This window comes from Acinetobacter sp. GD03645, assembly GCF_029845285.1.
GTDB classification, from domain to species: Bacteria; Pseudomonadota; Gammaproteobacteria; order Pseudomonadales; family Moraxellaceae; genus Acinetobacter; species Acinetobacter corruptisaponis.
On sequence record NZ_JAOCLL010000005.1, the window covers coordinates 132,396 to 156,069 of the forward strand.

Sequence of the window (23,674 nt, forward strand, 5' to 3'; positions counted from 1 at the left end):
AGCCCGCACAAGGCGGGCTTTTTGTCAGTCGATTGCAGCGATTATCCTTGTTCGATGTCTTTCATGGTCAATTTGATACGACCACGGTTATCCACATCGGCAACCTGAACCTTAACTTCCTGACCTTCTTTTAATACATCAGTCACGTTGGCAACACGTTCATTTGAAATTTGTGAAATGTGAAGTAAACCGTCTGTACCTGGCAGGATATTCACGAATGCACCGAATTCAACGATACGAATCACTTTACCTGTATAAATTGTGCCTGGCTCAACTTCAGCAGTAATCGCCTGAATCTTGGCAATTGCAGCTTTAGCGGCAGCCTTGGTTTCACCAAACACACGCACTGTACCATTGTCTTCGATATCAATCGCAGCCTTAGTTTCTTCGGTAATAGCACGGATGGTTGCACCACCTTTACCAATTACATCACGAATCTTGTCTGGGTTGATGCTGATCACTTCGAAAGTTGGCGCATTGGCACTGATTTCCGCGCGGGCACGTGAAATCACCTTGTTCATTTCATTCAGGATGTGCATACGACCAGCAAATGCCTGATTCAATGCAACTTCCATGATTTCTTCAGTAATCCCTTCAATCTTGATGTCCATTTGCAGTGCAGTGATCCCGTTTGCAGAACCCGCCACTTTAAAGTCCATATCGCCAAGATGGTCTTCATCACCCAGGATGTCAGAAAGCACTGCGAAACGCTCGCCCTCTTTCACCAGGCCCATTGCGATACCCGCAACTGGTGCCTTAAGTGGAACACCCGCATCCATCAGTGCAAGTGAAGCACCACATACAGACGCCATTGAAGATGAACCATTCGATTCAGTAATGTCTGAAACCACACGTAACACATACGGGAAACGGTCAACTGGAGGAAGTACCGCCTGTACACCACGACGCGCCAAACGGCCATGACCGATTTCACGGCGTTTAGGGCCAGATTCACGACCTGTTTCACCTACAGAATATGCAGGGAAGTTATAGTGCAACATGAAGCTGTCAGTCTTGGTACCAGCCAAGGTATCGACCATCAACGCATCACGTGTGTTACCTAGAGTTGCAGTCACAAGTGCCTGAGTTTCACCACGGGTAAACAATGCTGAACCGTGGGCACGATCCAACACGCCAACCTGAACGTCGATACCACGAACTGTTTTGGTGTCACGACCATCAATACGCGGTTTGCCAGACAAGATGTTGTCACGAACAGTACGGTACTTAAGGTCTTCGAACAGGAAGTCAACTTCGTCCGCGATGCCATCAACATCTTCTTCAGGAACGAACTGCGCTTTCGCTTCTGCATACAGCGCATCCAAAGCCGCATAACGGTCTTGTTTTACCGCAATGGTATATGCCTCTGAAATTTTTGCTTCAAACGCTTCTTTCAGTTTTGCACGCAATTCTTCATTGTGTGTTGGCGCAACCCACTCAGATTCTTTGGCACCAACGGCAGCGGCAAATTCTTTAATGGCTTGTACTGCAATTTGCATTTCATCATGACCAAACAGAACCGCACCCAGCATCTGGTCTTCTGAAAGTTCTTTCGCTTCAGATTCAACCATAAGCACTGCTGATTCCGTACCTGCAACCACAAGGTCAAGGTCAGACTGTGCAAGCTGTTCAAGCGTTGGGTTAAGAACATATTCACCATTGATCAAACCAACACGCGCACCACCAATTGGACCACGGAAAGGTGTGCCTGCAATAGACAATGCAGCAGATGTACCCAACATTGCAGCAATGTCAGCATCCATGGTTTTGTCAGAAGAAACAACTGTTGCCGTTACCTGGATTTCGTTGAAGTAACCTTCTGGGAACAACGGACGAATTGGACGGTCAATCAAACGAGAAATTAAAGTTTCTGCTTCAGAAGCACGGCCTTCACGCTTGCCATAGCCACCAGGGATACGACCAGCTGCATATTGTTTTTCTTGATAGTTAACAGTTAACGGGAAGAAGTCCTGCCCCGCTTTTGCTTTTGGCTGTGCAACCACCGCAACAAGAACAGTCACACCACCCATTGTGATCAACACTGTATTTGCCTGACGTGCAACACGACCCGTTTCTAAAACAACCTGGTGCTGACCAAATTGGAATTCTTTACGAACGATATTAAACATTGACATGTATTATATTTTCCTGGTTTCTTTTAAAAAGTTATTCTAGTGAGACCCCTAAGGTTTGGCATTCAGACCACAACTCGCGTGTGGATAAATGACAAAGCTTAGAAGCCATCGCACCAGATCAAAATTTTTAAATAAATTTAAACACAAAGAAGGAGCGAACATGCGCCCCTTCTAAAAATCGCCTAACTTAAATCAGGCGAAACTTTGTTTTCAGCGTTAAGGCATTGCAACATGCGAAATACCGAAAATAAAGCCAAATCGAATTAACGACGTAAACCTAGTGCGCCGATCAAAGCAACATAACGGCCGTGATCTTTACCATTTAAATAGTCAAGTAGTTTACGACGCTGGTTTACCATACGGATCAAACCACGACGGCTGTGGTGGTCATGTTTATGCTCTTTAAAGTGACCTTGCAAATCATTGATTTGAGCAGTCAACAAAGCAACCTGTACTTCTGGTGAACCTGTGTCGTTTTCAGCACGAGCAAATTTAGCGATGATCTCTGCGCGATCTGCGTTAGTTAAAGCCATTCGATTTCTCCGAGATGCTTAAAAAATAAAATGATAATGATCAGTTGCAAGCAACTGATTGCCGTGCATCACTACAGCAAGTCGCCTATTTTAAGTGATCTATGGCTATATTGCAAAAATGTTTTTATTTCGTCATTTAGACAATGACAATTGTCAGAAAAACAGGCAAACTATTTACCAATTCTGTTTTCAGTTTGTAACAGAAATGAAAGAAAACGAAAAATTAGCGAGGGAATCGTGAAAATCTTATCCACCAATACCTGTTATGTACCAGATGACCTCAATCAAGTCATTCGTTCCAAAGATGAAGTTGCAGCTGAATTGGGCGGCATGACGGAAAAGCAGGTCCAGAAGATTTGGGATAGTGTTGAATGTCTTTATAAAACGGGGAACTATCCTTTAATTACCTTATGTCTACGTAGACAGGGACAAATCCTGCTGAACCGTAGTATTGGTTATGCTCAGGGCAACTCTCCCGATGGTCTGGCGACAGATGCCAAGATCGGCACACCAGATACCCCCGTTTGCCTGTTCTCAGCCTCTAAAATGGTCACGGCAATGCTGGTGCATATGCTGGATGAGCGTGGTGACCTAAACCTGCTTGATCCAATTAGCTATTACATACCTGAATACGGGGTCAATGGCAAACGTCGTGCCACCCTGTTCCACCTGTTATCACATCGCGGTGGAATTCCACGGATTGAGGGTGAGGTCACCCCTGAACTGCTGTTTGATGAGAAAGAGATTTTAAAGCGTCTGTGTGCAGCCAAGCCCGTTTCACCATCAGGCACCCATCTTGCCTATCATGCCGTGACCGCAGGCTATATTCTGGGTGAGGTGGTAAAACGTGTCACAGGACAAAGTGTGCGTGAATATTTGGCTGAGCATATTGAAAAGCCAATGGGTCTGGATTATTTCAACTATGGCCTAAAACCTGAGTACCGTGCGGATGTTGCACTGAACTATGCCACTGGCATGCATCCAAGTTTGGGTACTGATCGTTATTTAGAGCATGTGCTGGGTGCTGGACTACAAACGGCTGTCGACATTACCAATGACACACGTTTCATGGACACCATCTGCCCTGCTGGCAACATCTACACCAGTGCAGAGCAGTCAGGACGTTTTTTTGAAATGTTGCTCAGCGGCGGTGAGTATCAGGGCAAACAGGTCATGAGTGCCAAAACCGTTTTCCGTTCCACCTTACCGACCTCTGGCGTCAGTATTGACCGTAGTTTACTTGCGCCGATGCGTTATGCTCTAGGGCCAATGCTAGGCAGTAACCCTATTGGCTTGTTTGGCCCAATGACGGGACAGGCGTTTGGACATATTGGCTTCTCAAATATTTTATGCTGGGCCGATCCAGAGCGTGACATCAGTGTGTCATTACTCACCACAGGAAAATCTGTGGTTGGTACCCACTTGCCCGCACTGGCAAAAACTTTGTACCAGATCTCAAGCAACTGTCCAAAAATCCCGAAAAACCAGCGCCGCTCATTATTTGCCACTGACCGTAGCGAAAATGATCTGGTTTAATCAGTTGAAAAACAACTACGCACAAAAAAGCCCAAGTTTTCGCTTGGGCCTCTGCGCGTAGTTTTTATTATTCTAGTTTTGATTTATTTTTATTCTTTATTGCTTGTTATTTTTTCATTCAGACCCTCTGAACGTTCCACAATATTATGATTTTTATGTTTCCTTTGGTTACATCTTCTTCCCTCTATACTTACTATTCTGTCAAAATTAATTATGGAGAAAAATAGCATTTTTCTCATCTCTTTGTAAGCAAAAACGTACGGTTCTGTATAACATTTAACTTAACAATCCAGAAAAATTGTTAGACAACAATATTTTACTCTCAGATGATGCCGTTATTTTTCAACAGATAAATGTCTATACACAAAACAGTGCAAATGAGCTATCACAATAATTGATTAAGTATGGTCCAAACGATATTGGTTAAAATAAAACCAATATTTATCATAATGTTATTCATTCAATATGGATAAAAATAAAAAAGCCCTGTAGTCTCTCCCAAAACTACAAGGCTTAGCGGCTGTAAGTTTCCTCTTTTATCACTTACCTCACTGTAAGTTCGCTGTCTTTTAGACTTTCTTATTATCGTTTTGCGATTTACCTAGCTTTCCGTGCTAGGCTCTTTGTGTGTACATAATCTCAAAAACACTCAGCTTGCTCTAGCGACAATATCTCGAATCCTTGTAAGCTTTTTCTTACAAAACAGTGAATTTTAAAGAATAAGTTTATAATCCAGCAAAATTGATCTTTTGTACTAAACCACTGCGGCGAACTGTTCGAATTGTAAGCGCCTGTTGCAAGGTGCCTGAATCGGCCAGAATACTGACCACTTTTTTGGCGCGTGTTACCGCGGTATAAATCAGTTCCTGACTCAGTAATTTCTCTGCGGGAGCATCCAGAACAATCGCGGTATGGGTAAATTCAGAGCCCTGTGACTTGTGAATGGTGAGCGCAAATGCAGTTTGCATGTTCCGAGGTAAGCGATGTGCGGCAATCCATTTATCCAGACTTGGAAAATACACCTCAAACTGCTGAGATTGGCTTCTATGTTTAAAACAAATGCCAATGTCTCCATTGGAAATTCCAAGCTGATAGTCATTGTAGGTCATCATCACAGGGCGGCCCACATACCAGTCGCCCACCGCAATCTGTTTAAGCTGCTGGTTGAGCCACTGTTCAGCATAGCGGTTCAGTTGCTGCAATCCCAGTTGACCATGTCGAACGGCGGTTAAGATTCGGTAATCATCAAATGCGTGTATCACCTGCTGGATATGCGGTTCTGGTTCATCCACCTGCATATAGTGTTGCAGTGCCTCAACATAACCCTGAAATCCATACATCAACTTTTGTTGATAGGGTTCAATTTCGAACTCACCATACTTGGGCAAATATTCCAGTTGAATAAAATCTGGCATCTCTTTGGATAATGCAATCGGTTGCAAGCTGGTAGGTGCAGTAATCTCCTGTTCCAGTCTGGTCAATACCTGAGCATGTTGTGTTGGCTGCTGCTGGGCCTGAATAAATCTTGCCAACTGTCCAATTTTTGCCTCACCCGCAAAACGGCGGCTTTTTTGCAACTGGACACGGTTTTCAACCAAGTCCTGCACCTGCTGCAAGTCTGCCAGTACAGAACCCACATCCACAGAAGCCAGTTGATTGGCATCACCCAGTAAAATAATGCGGCAGTTTTCAGGCACGGCCTCAAACAACAGGGTTGCCAGATTCAAGTCCAGCATGGAGGCTTCATCCACCACAATCACATCATAGGGCAAAGGCTGCTTTTGGTGAAAACGCGGGATCTGCCGATTACCCATACCCAACAACCGATGCAGGGTCTGGGTGCTTTGGTGGCGCAGTTCATCGGTGACCAATCCCGACTCAAGCAGTTTTGGATCATTCAATGAATGCTGCAAGGCCTCCTGCATACGCTGGGCTGCCTTTCCTGTGGGTGCCGCCATCGCAATGCGCAGGTCAGGAATCATCTGGTTCAGTACCGCAATAATACGCGCCAGCGTATAGGTTTTACCTGTTCCTGGCCCACCTGTAATGATACCCAGCCATTGCTGCATCACCATTTTAAGGGCGGCCTGCTGGTGTTCATCGCTGAGCAAGTGCTGGTAAGGTGCTGTATCGACCAACTGAATCGTTTGTCGCTTTAATCGACAAATTTGATCAGCTAGGCGTTGTTCCAGTTGCCAATATCGGTATAATGCCAAGCCCTGCTGATCGTGGACGCATGGGGCAACTTGAGTGCCTGCAACATCGCTGCAAACTACTAGATCGCCCAGTGCTTCAAGTTGTGCAGAATTTGCCTTAATACAACTGTCACCACGCAAACTGGCCTCAATCAGTTGCTGTAAGATTTGCGCTGCACCATCTGCCTGAGCCGATTGGGAAAATGGTGCCTGTGTGAGGTAGTTACTCCACATCTCAAGCCAGCCTGCCGTTGCTGACTGATCATTTACTTGTTTGTCCACAGAGTTATCCTCAAACTTACCCACACGCTTGTCCACAAGGTTATAAACACATTTATCCACATGATAAACTGTTGTTTAATCTAAATTCATAACTTTTATCTACATTGGTTTGCCCATTTTATCCTCAGAGAAATATCCAAGGATGGCATCCAGACGCAAGATAAATTCATCATCAGGTTTCCAATACAGATAGCCCTGCTGTGCCTGTCCATTCATGCCACGCAAATACAGGTAGGATGCCCCACCCAGATGTTGCTCAATCTGGTAATTCTGTAGTTTCACGCTTAGGTAGCGGTGCAGTGCCACCAGATACAAGGCCGCCTGTAACCAGTAGCTCGACAGCGACATACTATCTGAAATCTGGCTGGGCTGGTAATCTGCCTGTTCAGCGCCCAGATAGTTACTTTTATAATCGGCAATATGGTAGCGCTGACCATCGAAATAGACCAAGTCAATTGAGCCATTCAGGTAGCGGGCAGATTTCGCCTCCAGCAATTCAGGCATGCTGATGCCATATTCTGTGAACAGTTGCTGTACGCGCTGCATGGCCAGCACACGATCCGACAAGGCCAGATAAAATGGACATTCCGACAGATATTGTCCTGTCAGCAATTGTTTTAATTGAAAACCCTGATTCAGTGGCGTGGCCAACACCTCACCAAGCCATGCCGCAATCCATTGGTATAGTTGCTGCTCTGAGTTTTCCTGTGCTGGAAAATAATTCTGGTATTGATCCAGCAAGTCAAACCATAAGCCTTGATAGGTATTCTTAAAACGGCGGCGAATTTCCTCAACCCATGTTTCAGGTCGCTGGAAATCAATCTGCTCAAAAATCTCATGCAGGAAATTTCCAGCCAGTGTTCCTTTCGGAAAATATTGCTTAATCCACGCGATTGGTTGGGAAATAGGCGCAGATGCTGTCAGTATAACGTTTAGCTCATCTTCAGCCTGATCAAAGTTCTGCTCAATATTGGCCAGACGATCCGCATGACTGGCCTTGTGTCTTAAATGCTGTGCCAGATAACTGAAGCTGGTCTTGCCCCGTGCATAAAAACGCTGCATAGGTAAAGGCTGTGCGGAAAGTGGAATTCTTTGTTGGGTTTGCTGCTGGCGGTGCAATGCCTGTGGTCGTTCCAAAACCAGAGCTTCATCCAGACAATGTGGATGCTGGAATGCCTCACCCTGATTCTTCCAGAATGCCAATCCTGACAGTTTGTTCTTATCACCTTTTTCAGGTTCAAACACCGCATAGACCCGATGACTGGCACGAGTCAGCGCCACATACCACAAACGGTTCTGCTCAGCCTGCGCCCGTTGCTGGTGCTGATCCAACTCATTCTGTTGCAGAAAGTTTTTATCCGCAATCGCCACCACACGCTGTGTTCGTGTTTGCCCTGTTTCTGGCAACTGGATTTCCGTGGTTGAGAAATTTAAAGTCTTTTGCATTTCCGAAAAGGCTTTATTCGCCCCAAGTAAAAAGACGATTTTAAATTCCAACCCCTTGGACTGGTGGATGGTCATCAACTGCACTCCAGCTTCACTGGAAAGCTTATGTTCCAGTTCCCATTCACGGTCACTGGGGGAATTGAGCTGCTTTAAATACCAGTGATAGAGGTTTTGTGCCCCCTGCACATGCTCGCTGCGCTGACTCAGGATATCAGTGAGATGGCGCAGATTGACCACTGCCCGTTCATTGTCCTTGCTCTGGGTGGCAACCAGTTGCTGCCAGATACCAAACTGGTTTAGGCAGCGTTGCCATGCCACCAGAAATCCCTGATTCAACCATATCTCACGGATGTCATCGAATTGCTGGATATAATGACTCAAGCCCTCTGGACTTTGTTCCAGTGCCAATAAGCGACTTAAATCAAATCCAAACAGTCGGCTCAGCAAGGCACGCTTTAACTTGGCCTCGTCATAGGGATGCAGCAAGGCCGTGAGTAAAGCGCCTATATCCTGAGCAATCTTTGAATCAAACACACTGCGCTTTGAGGGGCGATTGACACGGATTCCCAAGTGTTCCAGTGCATACTGCACCTCGTCCAGTTGTCGGTGGCTACGGGAAAGCACCGCAATATCATCTTCACAAATGACCTTGCGTATCTCACCATCTAGGCATAGCTGCTGCAAATGTGCCTGATTCAGCAAGCTCTGGATTTTCCATGCGACTTGAGTGGCTTGCTCATTACCCTCTTGCAGTTGCAACCAGCGCAACGGTGCGGGATTGGTCTGTTCATTGTCAATCAGGGCAGGATGTGGACGCGAACCAGCCTGAATCGGGTCATAGATCACCTGCTCGCCAAAATCCATTTGCCGCTGAAACAGCACATCCACCACTTCAACCAGTTCTTTCACCGAACGGTGGTTGTGGATCAATTTATATTCACGTCCCTGCTTGGTCATAATATCCTGATAGGCATTCAGGAATGTCAGCATGTCGCCACCACGGAAGCCATAAATCGCCTGTTTACGGTCTCCGACCATAATCATGCAACCTTTTTGGTAACGCTGTGGATGCCGCCAGATGCTTGCCAGCATATCATCCTGATCCTGATTGGTGTCCTGAAACTCATCCACCAGAATCAATGGATAACGTGCCTGTACAAATACCGCAAAATGTTGTCCCTGCTCTCCCTTTAAAGCATCTGACAGGGTTTTGATCTGCTGGGCAAAGGTGGTTTCACCTTTTTGTTGTAAAAGTTGTGGTAGACGTTGTTTAACTTGTTCGCATAAATGAAATTGTAAATAAGACTCAAAATGAGCTAATGTTTTTTGAATTTCCTGCCTAAAGTCAGAAATTTTCTTAAATATAATCATCACCCGATGATTAAAAAAATCATCCTGAATACTTTGATCACATTTGTTAAAAAATTTCTTTCTAGGTGCACCATCCTCTGTCAGAAATAAGGTATCAATATGATACAAACTATGGCTATCAAAATAAAAATTTATGCCTTGTTCAGCCGCATTTTTTAAAATTTTTGGTAAAGCTTCTACAAAAGTAGAATTTAACTTCACGCCCATACTTTTTTGAATAAATTTATAATATGCACCATCAGGTAAATAATAGGCTTGAAGTTGCTCAAATTCTTCCATTTGAATATGAATTAACTCATTTAGAGCGCTTTCAAAATTATTTAGATTTAAGTCAGGTGTATCTAAGGTCTTAAAAACGGCTGAACTAAAATTTAAACTGGATTCTACCAATTGAATATAATGATCAACTGATTTAAGTTGCCCACTGATATATAAAAAATCAATCACCTGTTGTGGCTGCGACTGAATCCATTCGCGCAACACATCGTGGATCAATTGACGGGTATAGCTCTTGGCGTCCTCAGTGATTTGCACGCGTTCAATCTTGCCACTTTCAAAGGCAAACTCACGCAACAGCTTCTGGCTAAAACTGTCCAGTGTCCCGACAAACAACTCATCCAGTTGGTCAATCACCAGTTTCAACCGTTCACAGGCATAGGCGATACGTGGGGCAAAGGTTTCTAACACATGCTGTTTCAGCGGATCAGTTTCCTGCTCCGCCTGCATGTGGATATCAGTTTCAAGTTCGCCGCGTAATGGTTCCAGATACTGCTGAATCTCCACCAGACGCAAACGGATACGGCTTTTTAGCTCGGCGGCGGCGGCACGGGTAAAGGTGGTGGCAATGACCTGATTCGGTAGGTATTTTTCCAGAAAAATCCGCACCATCAAACTGGACAAGGTATAGGTTTTCCCTGTTCCAGCCGAGGCCTCGATCAGGTGCAGCCCCTCAAACTGAATATCCCGAATCGGTTGATAAGACACAGAAAAATGTGAGTTCATGCCTTACTCCACACGTAAAAATTCGAAAATAGGTTGATACAACGCATGGGAATAATGATCACAGGCATAGTGTAACAATATGGTTGCATCCTGTTCCTGTAAAAGGAACTGCCAGTCACGATGCAGCTTACACGCTTCATTTTGAGTCATGTCAAAACCAGAAAAATCACCTGTATCATTCCAGTCTTTTAAAACCTGTTTTTGGCTGTCTTCAACCAGAACCCTTTGAGACTCCTGCTCGACCCATTCGTGGAACTTGCCTTTTTCCATTGGCTTCAAGATCAATGCTGCGGGTAAGACCACAGGCTGTTGCTGCGCCTCTTGCCACAGTTGTAACCAGTGGTCTAGATAGTGTTTCGCCTGCTCGGAACCCAGTCCCTCACAAATCACGGTCTGGTCACTAAACACCACGATACGGCGTTTTTCTGTAGCGGAGTCATCGTTCAGCACAGCCAGCCACAACAAATATTCCAGCCAGAGCTTAACAAAACGTTTGGCCCGCGCACTCGACGCTTCCACACTGACCCAGTCCTGTACATTCTGTTTTGGCGTGACACAGACCATTTGCAGTTGTTTTGAGATACGCCAGACCCGTTGTGTGGTTGGTGTCGGGGCTGCCGCATACTGCTGTAAACGTTCAAGCAAGCGCTGTTGCTCCAAGCGGCTTTGCTGCCATGCACTGTGCTGTACCTTTCCGACAGGAAGCTGATCCTGCAAAATGCCAGCCGAGGTCTGCTCATCCTGCTGCTGTAGAAAATGGCGAATGGCATATTTCCCCAAACCATCCAGCAACAATGGTTCAGTTTGGTCCACCAGTTCAGTTGCCGTTAAATTTTCCACCCCCAGGGTTTTTAAATACAAACGCGCTGGGAACGCCACATCCTGAATCCATTGCTGGCTATTTAGAATCAGCATCTCATCATGTTCAACGGGATAGCGGGTATTTACCCATGCCTGCCGTTCCCCTTTGACCTGCTGAATTTGCGATGCGACATTAAACCAGTGGTCCTGATAACGGACATGGCCCTGTTCCGCCATAAAACCCAGTGGATCAAAGGGCTGTAGCCGATGGATATGATAAAGCGGATAGAGTTGTGGGGGAATATCACCAAATGAAGTCTCTCCCTCAGGAAGCGATTTAGAGAGGGAGGGCTTTACAATCAACGCCAAATGATCTCGAAAGGCCTGCAAAATACTGGAGGGTTCACGCACCTCCCCATCATTGACATCAAAGCCATTATAAAACAACCAGAGTTGTTCCTCCGCCAAAAGCACCGCATCCAGAAAAGCCCCCTGATCATCTTCCAGACGGGAACGATCTCCCAATTGCTGACGTAACGCATCCATTAAGTCAAAGGGAATATGCGCATCCCGATTGGGGAATTTACCTGTATCCAGATTAAGCAACACAATCAGGCGATAAGGAATCGGGCGAATCTGTCCAATCTGGCTAAAGGTGATCTGCCCTGTTGGCTCAACCTGTGCCGACTGGCTTTCCAGCGTACGTTGAATTTCCTCAATGATATAAGGCAATGGCAGTGTAATCTGGCGCAAATGTGTTTCAGCATCATCATAATAACTTGCCAAAGTCAGCATCCGTTCCTGCTTCTGTACAATCTCACGCACGGCCTTTAGGGCAACAATATCGGCTTGCTCAAACTCCTGAATGTCATCCTTAAGCTTTTTCAGCCAGTCCTCAACAGGTGACTGCTGCCCCAACTCATGCGCAATCAACCAATTGCGTCGGATAGATAAATCCTGATAAATCTGGATCAAGATTCCAATCAGCTCAAAATCATCTGGCTGTACCTGTGCATAGCTCAGTATATCCTGTACCAGCACATGCGCTGGCACGGCAATTCCCAGTGCCAGACGATCCAGCGCAAATTTAAAGCTATAGCGATAGTCCTGATCATCATCACTTAAACTTTGTTTTAAATGCTCGGCATCCAGACCGCGCTTAAAGCCTGCATCACTCAACAAGGCCAGCATCCGTTGTGCCTGGGTATAGTCCAGACCATAACGCTGCTGTGTTGCAGATAGATTGAGCCAGTCGGCAAAATCATCATGGGCAAAGCGTCCCTGTGTCAGTTGTAAACGCCCCAACACCGCACGCCATGCATTTAGGGCATCCAGTGATGCCACGCCTGCAATCTTGACAGGCAGAAACACTTCATGCTCATTGGGGACAGCAGGAAATACACTACGGATTAATGGCTCAAGCTCAGCCAGATTGGGTGCAAGCACCAGCACATCACTGGGACGGCGAGCAACGGAATCAGGCTGTGACAACCAATATATCAACTGTTCCTTTAACACCTCAAGCTGGCGCAAACTGGAATGGCAGACATGCACCTGAATCGAATCATCATCGAGTGCAAGCTCATATTGTTCCGCTTTAGGTTCAGCCAGATAAAAAATATCGGACTGGACCTTACCCAGCAGGGTTTCGGGAAACTGCTCCACAAAGGCATCGACCCATTTCCCCTCCTCACCTGTGGCAAGTTGTGAAAGCAGTGAAAAGTGGTCACGCGCCTGTTTGCCCAACCGTGTCAGCAAGGGGTGTCTGGATTCTCGTGCCTGAGAGTTGAAAAACAGGGTGAACTGTTCAAAAAAGGTCTGGATTTCAGTATCGGTGGCTTTAGGATTTTTAGCAATAAAACGTTCCTTAACGCCCAGATCATAACGCTGCTTCCACAAGGGGTCGACACTGTCGGCCCAATATTCCTGCGAGGGGTTATAGTGCAAAATCAACACATCCAGATACTGCCCTAGACGACGCAAGAATTGCAGTTGGCTGGGTGGCAAGTCTAGCAGGGTAAATACAATCACCTGATCTGGAAGCTGCGCCAATGCACGCTGGCGGGTCTGTGGATTGTCCAGAACCCGCCAGAAATCGGCATCAATACTTTGCATCTCCACAAAGTCGGCATGAAAATAGTTTTGCCATAGCCAGCGCTGCCAGGCTTCCAGTTGTTGGGTCTGGTTTAGGCTAAATGCAGACACCTGCTGATCCGTTTGGGAGATTAGCCGTTCAATATCCAGAGGATGATCTAGCCCCCATGCCGCCAGCCAGTTGCCTGCACAGCGACAATTTCCCTTGCATCCCTGTTGGCAATCGCCACGATAAAGCATGTAGTTGTTAAACAGTTGCGAAACCTGCTCCGCCACCCAGTACAACATGCCCTGTTTTTTAAGCTGTTTTTCTGTGCCCTGCTGCAACTGGTCGGCACTGTCATAAATCCGTTGCACAATCGAATACAGCGGATGCTCTAGCGCAAGGCTATTTTGCCCTGCCTGAATAAAGGGTTGGAGCGCCTGATAAATCCGCCATTTCAGGATCAGCCGTGGAATATTGGCCTTACGGACTTGTTCTTTATTCTCCAGCACTTGTTGATAGGCATACCACTGGAAACCACGAATTCTTTGATGGAATTGATAATTCGCAGTCATACCCTGCTGTTCAGCAATTTTCTGGGTCAGCCACTGCTCCTGGGCAGGACTCGGCACAATAAAATGCTGGGTTTTAAACACCTGAAACGGGGAGGCACTGGGTTGGGTAATGGATGCCATCACACCTTGCAATAACACATCAAGGCGTTGACTCTGAATAACATGAATACCCATCCGTTAATACAACCTCATCAATAAACGACTATTTTGATACATGAAAATAAGTAGATAATCATCACTATACAAGCTTGTAGAACTATGTCACGTTAAACACAGCATGAAATAAAAAATTTGTTTTGAAATTCACCATTCAATACGCTTGAATATACGATCAAGGGATAGACTTTAGGTATAACTTTATGAAAATTGAAAAAATTCCTGATTCAATTGACCCAGGTTTAAATCTGGAACAAATCCGTGATGAATGTCTGGCACGTACCAAGAAGACTGCCTACTACTCTGCGGGTGCGGCCATTGTCCCCATTCCATTTTTCGATGTGGTGGTTGATTTAGGTATGCTCACGAAGATCATTCCTGACATTAATGCACGTTTTGGCCTGGCACCTGAACATATCAGCGTTTATGACCCAGAGACCAAGAAAGTTCACTGGGATGAACTGCGTAAACGTGGCTTCGAGTTCTCAGGTTTTGTGGTGGCACGTACTGCAATGAAAAAATCATTTAATGGCTTTTTCACCAAGATTGCCACCAAACAGGTGACTAAATTCATTCCGCTGGGTGGGCAACTGGTGGCGGCCAGTCTTGGCTATTTTATGATGCGTAAAATCACCGAAGCACATATTCAGGACTGCTACACACTTGCAAAACGGATTCAGCAAAAAAGCCGTAGTACGATTGTAGCGTAATAATAGAATAAGGCAGACTAATCTGCCTTAAGCTGTTCCAGAATCGCCTTTAACACTTCAATCCGTGCCGTATTCTTATCATCCGTCGCAATCACATGCCATGGCGCATAGTCAGTAGAGGTACGTTCAAACATATCCGCAGCGGCTTCAAGGTAGTCATCCCATTTATCACGGTTACGCCAATCCTCCTCGGTAATCTTAAAGCGCTTATGCGGGGTTTGTTCACGCTCCTTGAAACGGACGGCCTGTTCATCCTTGCTAATCGCCAGCCAGATTTTGACAATCACCGTCTGGCTGTCCACAAGGTTCTGTTCAAAACGGTTAATTTCATCATAGGCACGTTGCCATTCAACCACCGAGGCAAAACCCTCCACACGTTCCACCAGCACACGCCCATACCAGGTCCGATCAAAAATCGTGATCTTGCCGCCATCATTCAGTCGTGTCCAAAACCGCCATAAATAAGGGCGGCGTAATTCATAGCGCTCAGGTGCCGCAATGCTATGAATTTCGTATTCACGCGGATCAAGCTTTTTCACAATCCGCTTGATGGCACCACCCTTGCCCGCAGCATCCATTCCCTCAAAGGCAATAATCACCTTGCGTTCATCATAGCGCAGGGCATCAGCCACCTTTTTAGTCAGTTTATTGAGTTCTTCTTTATAGTCATCTTTAACCAAACTCTCTTTGGAGGGTTCCAGCAATTGTTTCGGAATTTTTGCCTGTTGCCATTTTTCAGTCATTTTGGTCTGATGATCAGGAAGTTCCTGAAGCGTTTGCAAAACATATTGTGCAAAGCACTGGTCGCGGTACTTTTCATCCTCGCCATTAATGATAAACCAGTCATCGGTGAACCTGTGGCTCAGGTTCTGCAAGGTATCGTATTGTTTCTTATTACGCCAATCCAGACCATGCAGTTTATGCCAGTGCTGTTCCGAGGCATCAATCTGGTCCAGCCGTTTTTGCAATGATTTCCATGACAGGTCAAACCAGACTTTAACCACATGCACATGGTTATGTTGCAGGTCATGTTCAAACGCACGCATTTGCTCAACATAGCCATCAAACAACGCCTCATTTAATGGCTTGGACACATGCATTGCGGTTGCCAGCAAGTCACTGTACCAGTTGCCAAACATCACCACAATCTGCCCTTCGGCAGGTATAAAAGGTGTATAGGATTGCCAAAATGTCTGGTTATTTGTCAATAGCTTCGGGGCATCCGCCTTGACTTTCAGGTAACGTGGATCAAGCCACTCACGCAACTGCTTGACCGCCTCCCCCTTGCCCGCCAGTTCAATGCCACTAACCAGAATAAGGACACTTTTCGCATTGTTCTTGCCCCGACTGTCTTTCAATGCATACTGGGCTTCTATCAGGTCCAGCGAAAGCTCATCTTCATCACGTAATTCAAATTTTGGTTGTTGTGCACTCATGTTTTGCTCTAAACGGCTCATTATTAAAAAATAAGTTAAGTATAGTGAAATCGACCCAGCACCAAGAAAGCCCCTTGTACAGTTTCTGTAGACAAAATGAGTGCATGGACATACTGACCGATTGTTGGACATTTAGGGTTTATGCTGTCATGGTTCTCAGTTATGATGCGCCCTATGATTTTATGGTTTACTTCAATTAAGTCCGATTATGTCTAAACTCACCGCATTTGATGACCTTTTACAACAATACAATGCTTTCAACTATCATGAAGACCCAGCCCTTGCCCAACGTTTGCATGATGTCCAGAGCTGGATAAAACAACGTCTTGAGCATAGCCATCAAGAACTCTTCAGTAAGCCAGAAAACCAGATCATGGCGCAATATTTCCTGAAACGTTTATATGGCGGCCCTGATTTTGACGCACTGGCAAAGCAAATCGAACGCCTGCTTAAGTTTGCCCATAAAGTAGAGGGCCTGATTCCTGCCAATGCCATCAAGACAGGCACCAAGTCGGTGAGCCTGGCGGTACTGGCCACCCAGCTTGATGAGCAGGTTGCGAAGCAAATACTGGCGGACTATCCACTGGACACCCCATTAACCGATGAAATCATGCGCCAGACATTCCTTAAACTGGAACAGCATGACGCACGTTATGAACAACTGGATTTGCTGGATGAACTGGGTGTGACGCTGGATAAATATATGCGTTCCACCATGATGTATGCCGCGTTTAAAATGTGTAAGGGCGTGGCGCATAAACACCAGTTTGATGGCATGTATGAGTTTATTCAGGAAGGTTTTGATGCCATGAAGCCAATGAAGTCGGCGGCGGCATTTATTAAGACCTTTACCGCAAAAGAACGCGAGATCATTGAGAAAGTCCATTCAGGGCATCCAGATCCTTTCCGCAGTTAAATGCTGGACTATTCCAATCCCTCTACCAAGAGGGATTTTTTTCATCTTCACATAAAAAATTAAAACACTTTTGGGAAAGTGACTTTCTGTATATTATTCATAACAATGATATGCTAAGCCCTGTAAAAAAATACAAAATCTGTCATGATGCATGCTGATTCGTGCCGCTAGAGCGAAAGTTTAGGAGAAAACAATGTCTAACGAAAACCAACAGCCCACCCCAGAAGTTGAGCAAAACCCAGGTTCAGACAAAGTCAGTCCTTTCCTCAGCACACCGCTTCCGCAGGGAGCGCCACAGGGTCAACAGCAATCTTTACAACAGGGTTTGACCTCAGCACCAACAGGTTCCGTACCAAAATACAACCTGCCGCGTGGTGCCAATACAGGCAATGTCGGTGCAACCACCCATTTTGGCTATCAAACTGTCAGCAGCGATGAAAAAGCACAGAAAGTGGCAGAAGTGTTCCATTCAGTGGCAAGCAAATACGACATCATGAATGACCTGATGTCATTTGGTATTCATCGTATATGGAAACGTTTTGCGATTAACATGTCAGGCGTGCGTCGTGGACAGCATGTACTGGATATCGCGGGTGGTACAGGCGACCTGGCTAAAGTGTTCAGCCGCGAAGTTGGTCCAAATGGTCATGTGGTGCTTTCAGACATTAATGAGTCCATGCTCAATGTGGGCCGTGACCGCCTGATTGATGCGGGCTGTACCAATGTGGATTTTGTGCTTGCCAATGCAGAAACGCTTGAACCCTTTGCCGATAACAGTTTTGAACTCGTCACCATCAGTTTTGGTCTGCGTAACGTGACCGATAAGGATGCAGCACTTGCAGCCATGTACCGTGTGCTCAAGCCAGGTGGCCGTTTACTGATCCTCGAATTTTCCAAACCTGTGTTTGAACCATTTTCAAAGCTCTATGATCTTTACTCATTCACGGCCCTGCCAATCATGGGTAAACTGGTTGCAAATGATTCTGAAAGCTATAAATACCTTGCTGAGTCCATCCGTATGCATCCAGACCAGCGCACCTTAAAAGGCATGATGGAAAATGCGGGCTTCCAAAGCTGTGACTACCACAACCTGACAGGTGGTATTGTTGCTGTTCACCGTGGATTCAAACTTTAAGGCTTAGGATATGTGGTCGATTTTAGCACTGGGTGCAGTCGAACGTATCATTCATCAGGTGATTGATCTGGATGCGATTAGCCGTATTCAGCTCAATCAGCTACAAGGTCAACTGTTACGGGTGGTGATTGATCATCCACAGCTCTCGGTTGATGTTTTTTTTGATGAAAATAAAGTTCGTCTGGAACCTACCGTAACTGGACACAGTCAAACCCCATCAATATTTGAACAGCGTCCCTACGATGTTCAAAATAAAATTACAGATGCCACAGCCACCCTGCATGTCGCCAATGTGGTCGAATTAGCCAAACTCCTGCTCAGTGATATGGACCAGATTGGCAATATTCCACTGCAAGGTGACTATCATTTATTGCAGGATATCCAGCGTATCATGCAGCAGGCAGAACCTGACCTTGCCGCACATCTATCTCCGTGGATTGGTCCTCAGCTGGCGCATGAACTGGGTAAGATACAGCTTGCACCGAAGCAGCTCAAACGCTCATTGCAAAGCCACCTGTTCTTTGTTGAAGATGCCCTAAAAGAAGATAGCGGCTTATTTGCCCCACGCTGGCAAATGGATGACCTGAATCGGGAGACCCGCCAGCTCAATCAGGAAATAGACCGTCTGGAAGCCAGATTCCAGCAATTACAGGCCCAATTCAATTCACACCAGCAACCCACACAAAACTAGGTAAGATTTTATATGATTCCGCATGTTAGACGGTTATTTGAACTTTGGCGCATTGCAGCACATTATCGCCTTGACACCTTATTTCCTGCGGAAGAATTACCTGTAAAAGCCCAACATGCCTTGGGTGTGATTAAAATGCATCCTGCGGCTTGGTCAAGCCGTGAAAAAAAGAATCCTCTTAAACTCAAGGAAGCACTGGAAGAGATGGGGCCTTTGGCGATTAAGCTGGGTCAACTCCTCTCTACCCGTCGTGACCTGATTCCACCAGAACTCTTATCGCAACTGGTGCTGTTGCAAGACCGTGTAAAGCCCTACGACACGCAATTGGCTAAACAGCGGATTCAGGAATCCCTCAAGGCGGATGTTGGCACCTTGTTTGCCCGTTTTGATGAACAGCCACTTGCCGCTGCCTCAATTGCGCAAGTGCATACCGCTGCATTACACGATGGTCGTGAGGTGGTGGTGAAAGTCACCCGTCCTGATATTCGCAACCAGATTCTTCAGGACTTTGAAATTTTGGCATGGCTGGGTGACTGGCTGGAAAACCGCCTGGAAGCTGCCCGTGCGCTGCACCTGTCCGAGATTATTCAGGACTACCGTCAGATCATTTTAAATGAGCTTGACCTAAGTCTGGAAGCGGACAACACCCGCCGTATGCGTCATTACTTTACAGGTTCCAGCATGATGTATGTGCCTGAAGTCTATATGGACAGTAAAGACGTGATGGTCGCTGAACGTATTACGGGCGTACCGATCTCCGATATTGCGACCTTTGACCGTTTAGGTATGAATCGCGCGGACTTGGCAGAAAAAGGTTTGACCATTTTCTTTACCCAAGTGTTCCGTGACAACTTTTTCCATGCCGACATGCACCCTGGCAATGTCTTTGTAGAGACCATTAATCCAGCCAATCCACGTTTTATTGCGCTGGACTGTGCCATTATGGGTGAGCTGTCCAAGTCTGATCAAATGACCGTTGCACGAATGTTACTGGCCGTGATGAACAGCAACTTTATGCAGTTGATTCAGATTGTGCATCAGGCAGGCTGGATTCCACCAGGAACCGATCAGGATGCACTGGCACGTGAAATGCGTCGTACCGTTGGCCCTATGGTGTCCAAGCCGATGGATCAACTGGATTTTGCAGGCATCCTGATTCAGGTGATGGATATTGCACGACGTTTCCATCTGGAAATTCCACCACAACTCATGTTGCTGTTAAAAACGCTGGTTCATGTTGAGGGTCTGGGCACTGACCTTTACCCACAACTGGATATCTGGAAACTGGCAAAACCGATTCTCACTGAATGGGTCAAGGCCAATATGAATCCAGTGAAAAATTTCAAGGAAATTGGTCAGCAAATTCCTGATTTATTATTGGGTGCACAGGACTTACCGAGCCTGTTGATTGATAGTCTCAATGGCTTGAAGAATCAATCCGCCTGGCATGACAAACAGCTTAAAGAAATTCAGCAGATGCGTTTGCAAATGCAGCAGCAACAACGTCGTAGCTGGATGTTTGGCAGCACCATGTTGATTTTGCTGACCATTGCCATTATTACCCCGTGGTTTGTCTCAATTGTCTTAATCGTATTGAGCAGCTTGTTGGCGCTGTGGCGGATTATAAAATAAGCCACACCCGCTTATAAACAAGGGACTTTTTAGCTTCAAGTGTGATGGGGTGCTATTGGCTCCTCATCATTGCCCCTCAATAAATATAAAACGTCAAGTAACAACAATCTGATCGTTATGCTTTAAATGGTCATATCAAATCACTAATATTCTAATCTGTCTCAATTGAATAAATAATTTATATATCCCAATCCATCTCATGATGACTAAATTTAGTATCTGATTTTATTAATAATATTATTTTTATCAACTCTAATTTTAAACTGTCCAAGAAAACCCTATCCCCTGTTGTGTTGGATATCCGAACCACTTCTCCTGTTTCCAATGCTACCTCATTTATTTATTGGTAGGTTTTTGGTAGGTGGGAAAAAAATTTAACCCTCCCATACTAGGCCTACAGTGACGAGATCACTGAATAACAAACAATGGATTATGGAAGAAGGAATCACTCCATGGCTTTTAAGAATATTGCAGATCAAACAAACGGTTTTTATATCCCTTGCGTGTCACTTTTTGGCCCTGGCTGTGCCAAAGAAATTGGAACTAAAGCTCAAAATCTCGGTGCGAAAAAAGCCTTGATTGTAACGGACGAAGGCTTATTTAAATTTGGTGTAGCCAATACCATTGCAGAATATTTAAAAGATGCTGGCGTAGACAGCCATATCTTTGCTGGTGCAGAACCCAATCCAACAGATATCAATGTGCATCATGGCGTACAGGCCTATAACGACAATGGCTGCGATTTCATCGTTTCTTTAGGCGGTGGTTCCTCACATGACTGCGCCAAAGGAATCGGCCTGGTAACAGCTGGCGGTGGACATATCCGTGATTATGAAGGCATTGATAAAAGCACTGTTCCCATGACACCGTTGATTGCGATCAATACCACGGCGGGAACAGCATCTGAAATGACCCGCTTCTGTATCATTACCAACACTGACACCCATGTAAAAATGGCAATCGTCGATTGGCGCTGTACCCCACTGATTGCAATTGACGATCCTAAACTCATGGTGGCCAAACCTGCTGGCTTGACTGCCGCAACGGGTATGGATGCTTTAACACATGCGGTAGAAGCCTATGTTTCCACAGCAGCAAATCCAATTACCGATGCATGTGCAGAAAAGGCGATTGCCATGATTAGTCAATGGTTACGCCCTGCTGTTGCCAATGGCGAAAATATTGAAGCACGTGATGCCATGAGTTATGCGCAGTACTTGGCAGGTATGGCATTTAACAATGCTTCTCTCGGTTATGTTCATGCGATGGCACATCAATTAGGTGGTTTCTATAATCTGCCGCATGGTGTATGTAATGCGGTACTGTTACCCCATGTCTGTGAATTCAACTTAATTGCCTGTCAGGATCGTTATGCAAAAATTGCAGAATTGATGGGTGTAAATACTGACGGATTTACTGAAACTGAAGCGGCTTTTTCAGCCATTGACGCCATTCGGGAATTGTCATCTTCAATCGGTATTCCATCTGGTTTGAATGAACTCGGCGTGAAAACTGAAGATCTTGCAATCATGGCTGAAAATGCACAAAAGGATGCATGTATGCTGACCAACCCACGTAAAGCGACTCATGCCCAGGTTGTGGAGATATTTAAAGCTGCTCTCTAATCGTTCTGTTAAAAGTAAGTCACAGCCTCCGAGAACTGGCTTACTTTTTTTGTGGGAATAGCAAACTGGTGATATTCCCACTTTTTTTATCCCTATAAAAACTGTGATCGCAGTACACAACCATTAAATTAATATACTGATATATTTAATTTTTTAATAAAACTGAAATTAGAATTTCAAAGATAATTTTTCGCAGAATACTAAAAACGAGCTTCAAAACATATCTTTAAACTTATTCAAAGATAAATGCGCAGGATGGTCTGAAGGCAATAACTCCATCAGGCGTTCAACCGCATCTATTGCTTCGGGGAAATGAGCAACATGCTTCAATAACAAATCCGTTTCTGTGGTTTTAAAGATTGCATCACTTAAACGCGACTCCAGACAATCCCGCCATGCGCATAAAAAAGGGCTTTCCGTCTTAGCCAAAAATACCCCTTTGTATACCTGTAACGCAGAAGCCACATACCCAGAATCAAGCGCCTGTTCAGCCAAAAGAAAATCAGCCTCCACATCGGCCAATAAACGATAAGGCCGTGAACCTAGCATCCCACCCAGAATATCCCTGAGTTGTGACATTTCAGCTTTTAATGTGCCAATGCTGACTTTACGCTCACCATATAGGGCTTGATGTAATTTTTCTAAATTTAATCCATTTGGACAAAGCACCAAAATTGCCAAAATCTCAATTTGACGTGGTGTAAGAACCAATGACTTACCATTAAAGAAGATTTGTGGGGTTGAAAAAGCACGGATATATAAATGTTGTCTTTGCTGATCAATAAGTGCGGTTTGAATGATGGAGGCACAACGCTCTGCCGCCAAAACCCCTAAACTGTTGTGTTTTTTCCACGTGGTTGATAAATCGACCACACCCAATACCTGTTTGGAATAAGGGTCGATAATTGGAGCTGCATAACAGACCCAGTCATGGATGGACTCCATATAGTGTTCATTGGAAAATACACAACTGGATTGTTGGGTTTTTAGCGATAGAGCCAAAGCATTGGTTCCAACCACCTCCTCTGCCCATTGTCCACCTGCAATGAAATGTACCTTTTCAGCGGCACTTTGCATTTGTGTACTCGAAGCAGTCCATATAATCGTACTTCCCACATCACCAACAGCGATCACCATTGAGGATTGTGCGGCAATATGGCCCAGTTCACTGGAACAGGCATTTAAAGCCTTATCCAGACTGGTTTTATTTTTTTTATTGTGGTTGAGCAACGGTGCCGCCAAACGCTCTTTTGGAATTGAGGACAATACTGATCGCTGCCAAGAACTCGCGATACTCTGCTCTAACTTCTCAGCACTTTGGGGAGACAAACTATTTTGTTGCTTTAACTGATCAATAGACTGTCTTTGCCGTATGAGCTCTTGCTTTGTAAACATTTGTGCATCCCTCACGTCTGAGCAT

Annotated in this window: 14 protein-coding genes; 7 read left to right on the top strand and 7 right to left on the bottom strand. The window is 45.4% G+C overall.

The features are described from left to right. Positions 1-41 precede the first annotated feature (41 nt). Both pnp and rpsO read right to left on the bottom strand, forming a co-directional pair. Entirely contained in the window at positions 42-2,129 is a 2,088-nt protein-coding gene (gene pnp / locus N5J47_RS05655; RefSeq protein ID WP_279959810.1) for a polyribonucleotide nucleotidyltransferase, read from the bottom strand. A gap of 269 nt (positions 2,130-2,398) precedes the next feature. Next, complete coding sequence (gene rpsO / locus N5J47_RS05660; RefSeq protein ID WP_004637724.1) at positions 2,399-2,668, bottom strand: 30S ribosomal protein S15; 270 nt, start codon at positions 2,666-2,668, stop codon at positions 2,399-2,401. Positions 2,669-2,905: 237 nt separating this feature from the next. Between rpsO and N5J47_RS05665 the strand changes: the two genes are divergently transcribed. Beyond that, positions 2,906-4,204 (top strand): serine hydrolase domain-containing protein, encoded by a 1,299-nt coding sequence (locus N5J47_RS05665; protein ID WP_267981231.1) that lies wholly within the window; start codon positions 2,906-2,908, stop codon positions 4,202-4,204. 725 nt (positions 4,205-4,929) lie between these two features. Here the strand turns inward: N5J47_RS05665 and recD are convergent. The 3 genes from recD to N5J47_RS05680 form a co-directional block, all read right to left on the bottom strand. After that, complete coding sequence (gene recD / locus N5J47_RS05670) at positions 4,930-6,681, bottom strand: exodeoxyribonuclease V subunit alpha (RefSeq protein WP_279959788.1); 1,752 nt, start codon at positions 6,679-6,681, stop codon at positions 4,930-4,932. 99 nt (positions 6,682-6,780) lie between these two features. Further along, positions 6,781-10,500, bottom strand: coding sequence for a UvrD-helicase domain-containing protein (locus N5J47_RS05675; RefSeq protein WP_279959789.1), 3,720 nt, complete (start codon positions 10,498-10,500; stop codon positions 6,781-6,783). A 3-nt stretch (positions 10,501-10,503) separates the two neighbouring features. After that, entirely contained in the window at positions 10,504-14,127 is a 3,624-nt protein-coding gene (locus N5J47_RS05680; protein WP_279959790.1) for an exodeoxyribonuclease V subunit gamma, read from the bottom strand. A 185-nt stretch (positions 14,128-14,312) separates the two neighbouring features. On the opposite strand from N5J47_RS05680, the gene N5J47_RS05685 reads away from it, so the two are divergent. Then, positions 14,313-14,819 carry a hypothetical protein gene (locus tag N5J47_RS05685; protein WP_279959791.1) on the top strand — a complete coding sequence of 169 codons (507 nt, stop codon included), beginning with the start codon at positions 14,313-14,315 and terminating at the stop codon, positions 14,817-14,819. Positions 14,820-14,836: 17 nt separating this feature from the next. Here the strand turns inward: N5J47_RS05685 and N5J47_RS05690 are convergent, their stop codons facing one another. Beyond that, a complete protein-coding gene (locus N5J47_RS05690; protein WP_279959792.1) occupies positions 14,837-16,255 on the bottom strand; it encodes a phosphate--AMP phosphotransferase in 1,419 nt (472 codons plus the stop codon). Positions 16,256-16,463: 208 nt separating this feature from the next. Between N5J47_RS05690 and N5J47_RS05695 the strand changes: the two genes are divergently transcribed. From N5J47_RS05695 to N5J47_RS05715, 5 genes are all read left to right on the top strand, one after another. Continuing rightward, complete coding sequence (locus tag N5J47_RS05695; RefSeq protein WP_279959793.1) at positions 16,464-17,171, top strand: hypothetical protein; 708 nt, start codon at positions 16,464-16,466, stop codon at positions 17,169-17,171. Between the two features lie 193 nt (positions 17,172-17,364). Continuing rightward, positions 17,365-18,306 (top strand): bifunctional demethylmenaquinone methyltransferase/2-methoxy-6-polyprenyl-1,4-benzoquinol methylase UbiE, encoded by a 942-nt coding sequence (gene ubiE / locus N5J47_RS05700; RefSeq protein WP_279959794.1) that lies wholly within the window; start codon positions 17,365-17,367, stop codon positions 18,304-18,306. Positions 18,307-18,316: 10 nt separating this feature from the next. After that, positions 18,317-18,997: a hypothetical protein gene (locus N5J47_RS05705; protein WP_279959795.1), complete on the top strand. Its 681-nt coding sequence runs from the start codon at positions 18,317-18,319 to the stop codon at positions 18,995-18,997. Positions 18,998-19,009: 12 nt separating this feature from the next. Further along, the gene (locus tag N5J47_RS05710; protein ID WP_279959796.1) at positions 19,010-20,629 is read left to right on the top strand and encodes an AarF/UbiB family protein; all 1,620 of its coding nucleotides are present in this window, start codon (positions 19,010-19,012) and stop codon (positions 20,627-20,629) included. A gap of 452 nt (positions 20,630-21,081) precedes the next feature. After that, complete coding sequence (locus N5J47_RS05715; RefSeq protein ID WP_279959797.1) at positions 21,082-22,254, top strand: iron-containing alcohol dehydrogenase; 1,173 nt, start codon at positions 21,082-21,084, stop codon at positions 22,252-22,254. 213 nt (positions 22,255-22,467) lie between these two features. Here N5J47_RS05715 and N5J47_RS05720 read toward each other — a convergent pair whose 3' ends face one another. Next, positions 22,468-23,649, bottom strand: coding sequence for a transcriptional regulator (locus N5J47_RS05720; RefSeq protein ID WP_267981242.1), 1,182 nt, complete (start codon positions 23,647-23,649; stop codon positions 22,468-22,470). Between the last annotated feature and the right edge of the window lie 25 nt (positions 23,650-23,674).

What these genes read in the sequence shown, in the direction of transcription:
- pnp (WP_279959810.1), bottom strand. Translation starts at nt 2,129, where the DNA reads ATGTTTAATATCGTTCGTAAAGAATTCCAATTTGGTCAGCACCAGGTT.
- rpsO (WP_004637724.1), bottom strand. Translation starts at nt 2,668, where the DNA reads ATGGCTTTAACTAACGCAGATCGCGCAGAGATCATCGCTAAATTTGCT.
- N5J47_RS05675 (WP_279959789.1), bottom strand. Translation starts at nt 10,500, where the DNA reads ATGAACTCACATTTTTCTGTGTCTTATCAACCGATTCGGGATATTCAG.
- N5J47_RS05680 (WP_279959790.1), bottom strand. Translation starts at nt 14,127, where the DNA reads ATGGGTATTCATGTTATTCAGAGTCAACGCCTTGATGTGTTATTGCAA.
- N5J47_RS05685 (WP_279959791.1), top strand. Translation starts at nt 14,313, where the DNA reads ATGAAAATTGAAAAAATTCCTGATTCAATTGACCCAGGTTTAAATCTG.
- N5J47_RS05690 (WP_279959792.1), bottom strand. Translation starts at nt 16,255, where the DNA reads ATGAGTGCACAACAACCAAAATTTGAATTACGTGATGAAGATGAGCTT.
- N5J47_RS05695 (WP_279959793.1), top strand. Translation starts at nt 16,464, where the DNA reads ATGTCTAAACTCACCGCATTTGATGACCTTTTACAACAATACAATGCT.
- ubiE (WP_279959794.1), top strand. Translation starts at nt 17,365, where the DNA reads ATGTCTAACGAAAACCAACAGCCCACCCCAGAAGTTGAGCAAAACCCA.
- N5J47_RS05705 (WP_279959795.1), top strand. Translation starts at nt 18,317, where the DNA reads ATGTGGTCGATTTTAGCACTGGGTGCAGTCGAACGTATCATTCATCAG.
- N5J47_RS05710 (WP_279959796.1), top strand. Translation starts at nt 19,010, where the DNA reads ATGATTCCGCATGTTAGACGGTTATTTGAACTTTGGCGCATTGCAGCA.
- N5J47_RS05715 (WP_279959797.1), top strand. Translation starts at nt 21,082, where the DNA reads ATGGCTTTTAAGAATATTGCAGATCAAACAAACGGTTTTTATATCCCT.
- N5J47_RS05720 (WP_267981242.1), bottom strand. Translation starts at nt 23,649, where the DNA reads ATGTTTACAAAGCAAGAGCTCATACGGCAAAGACAGTCTATTGATCAG.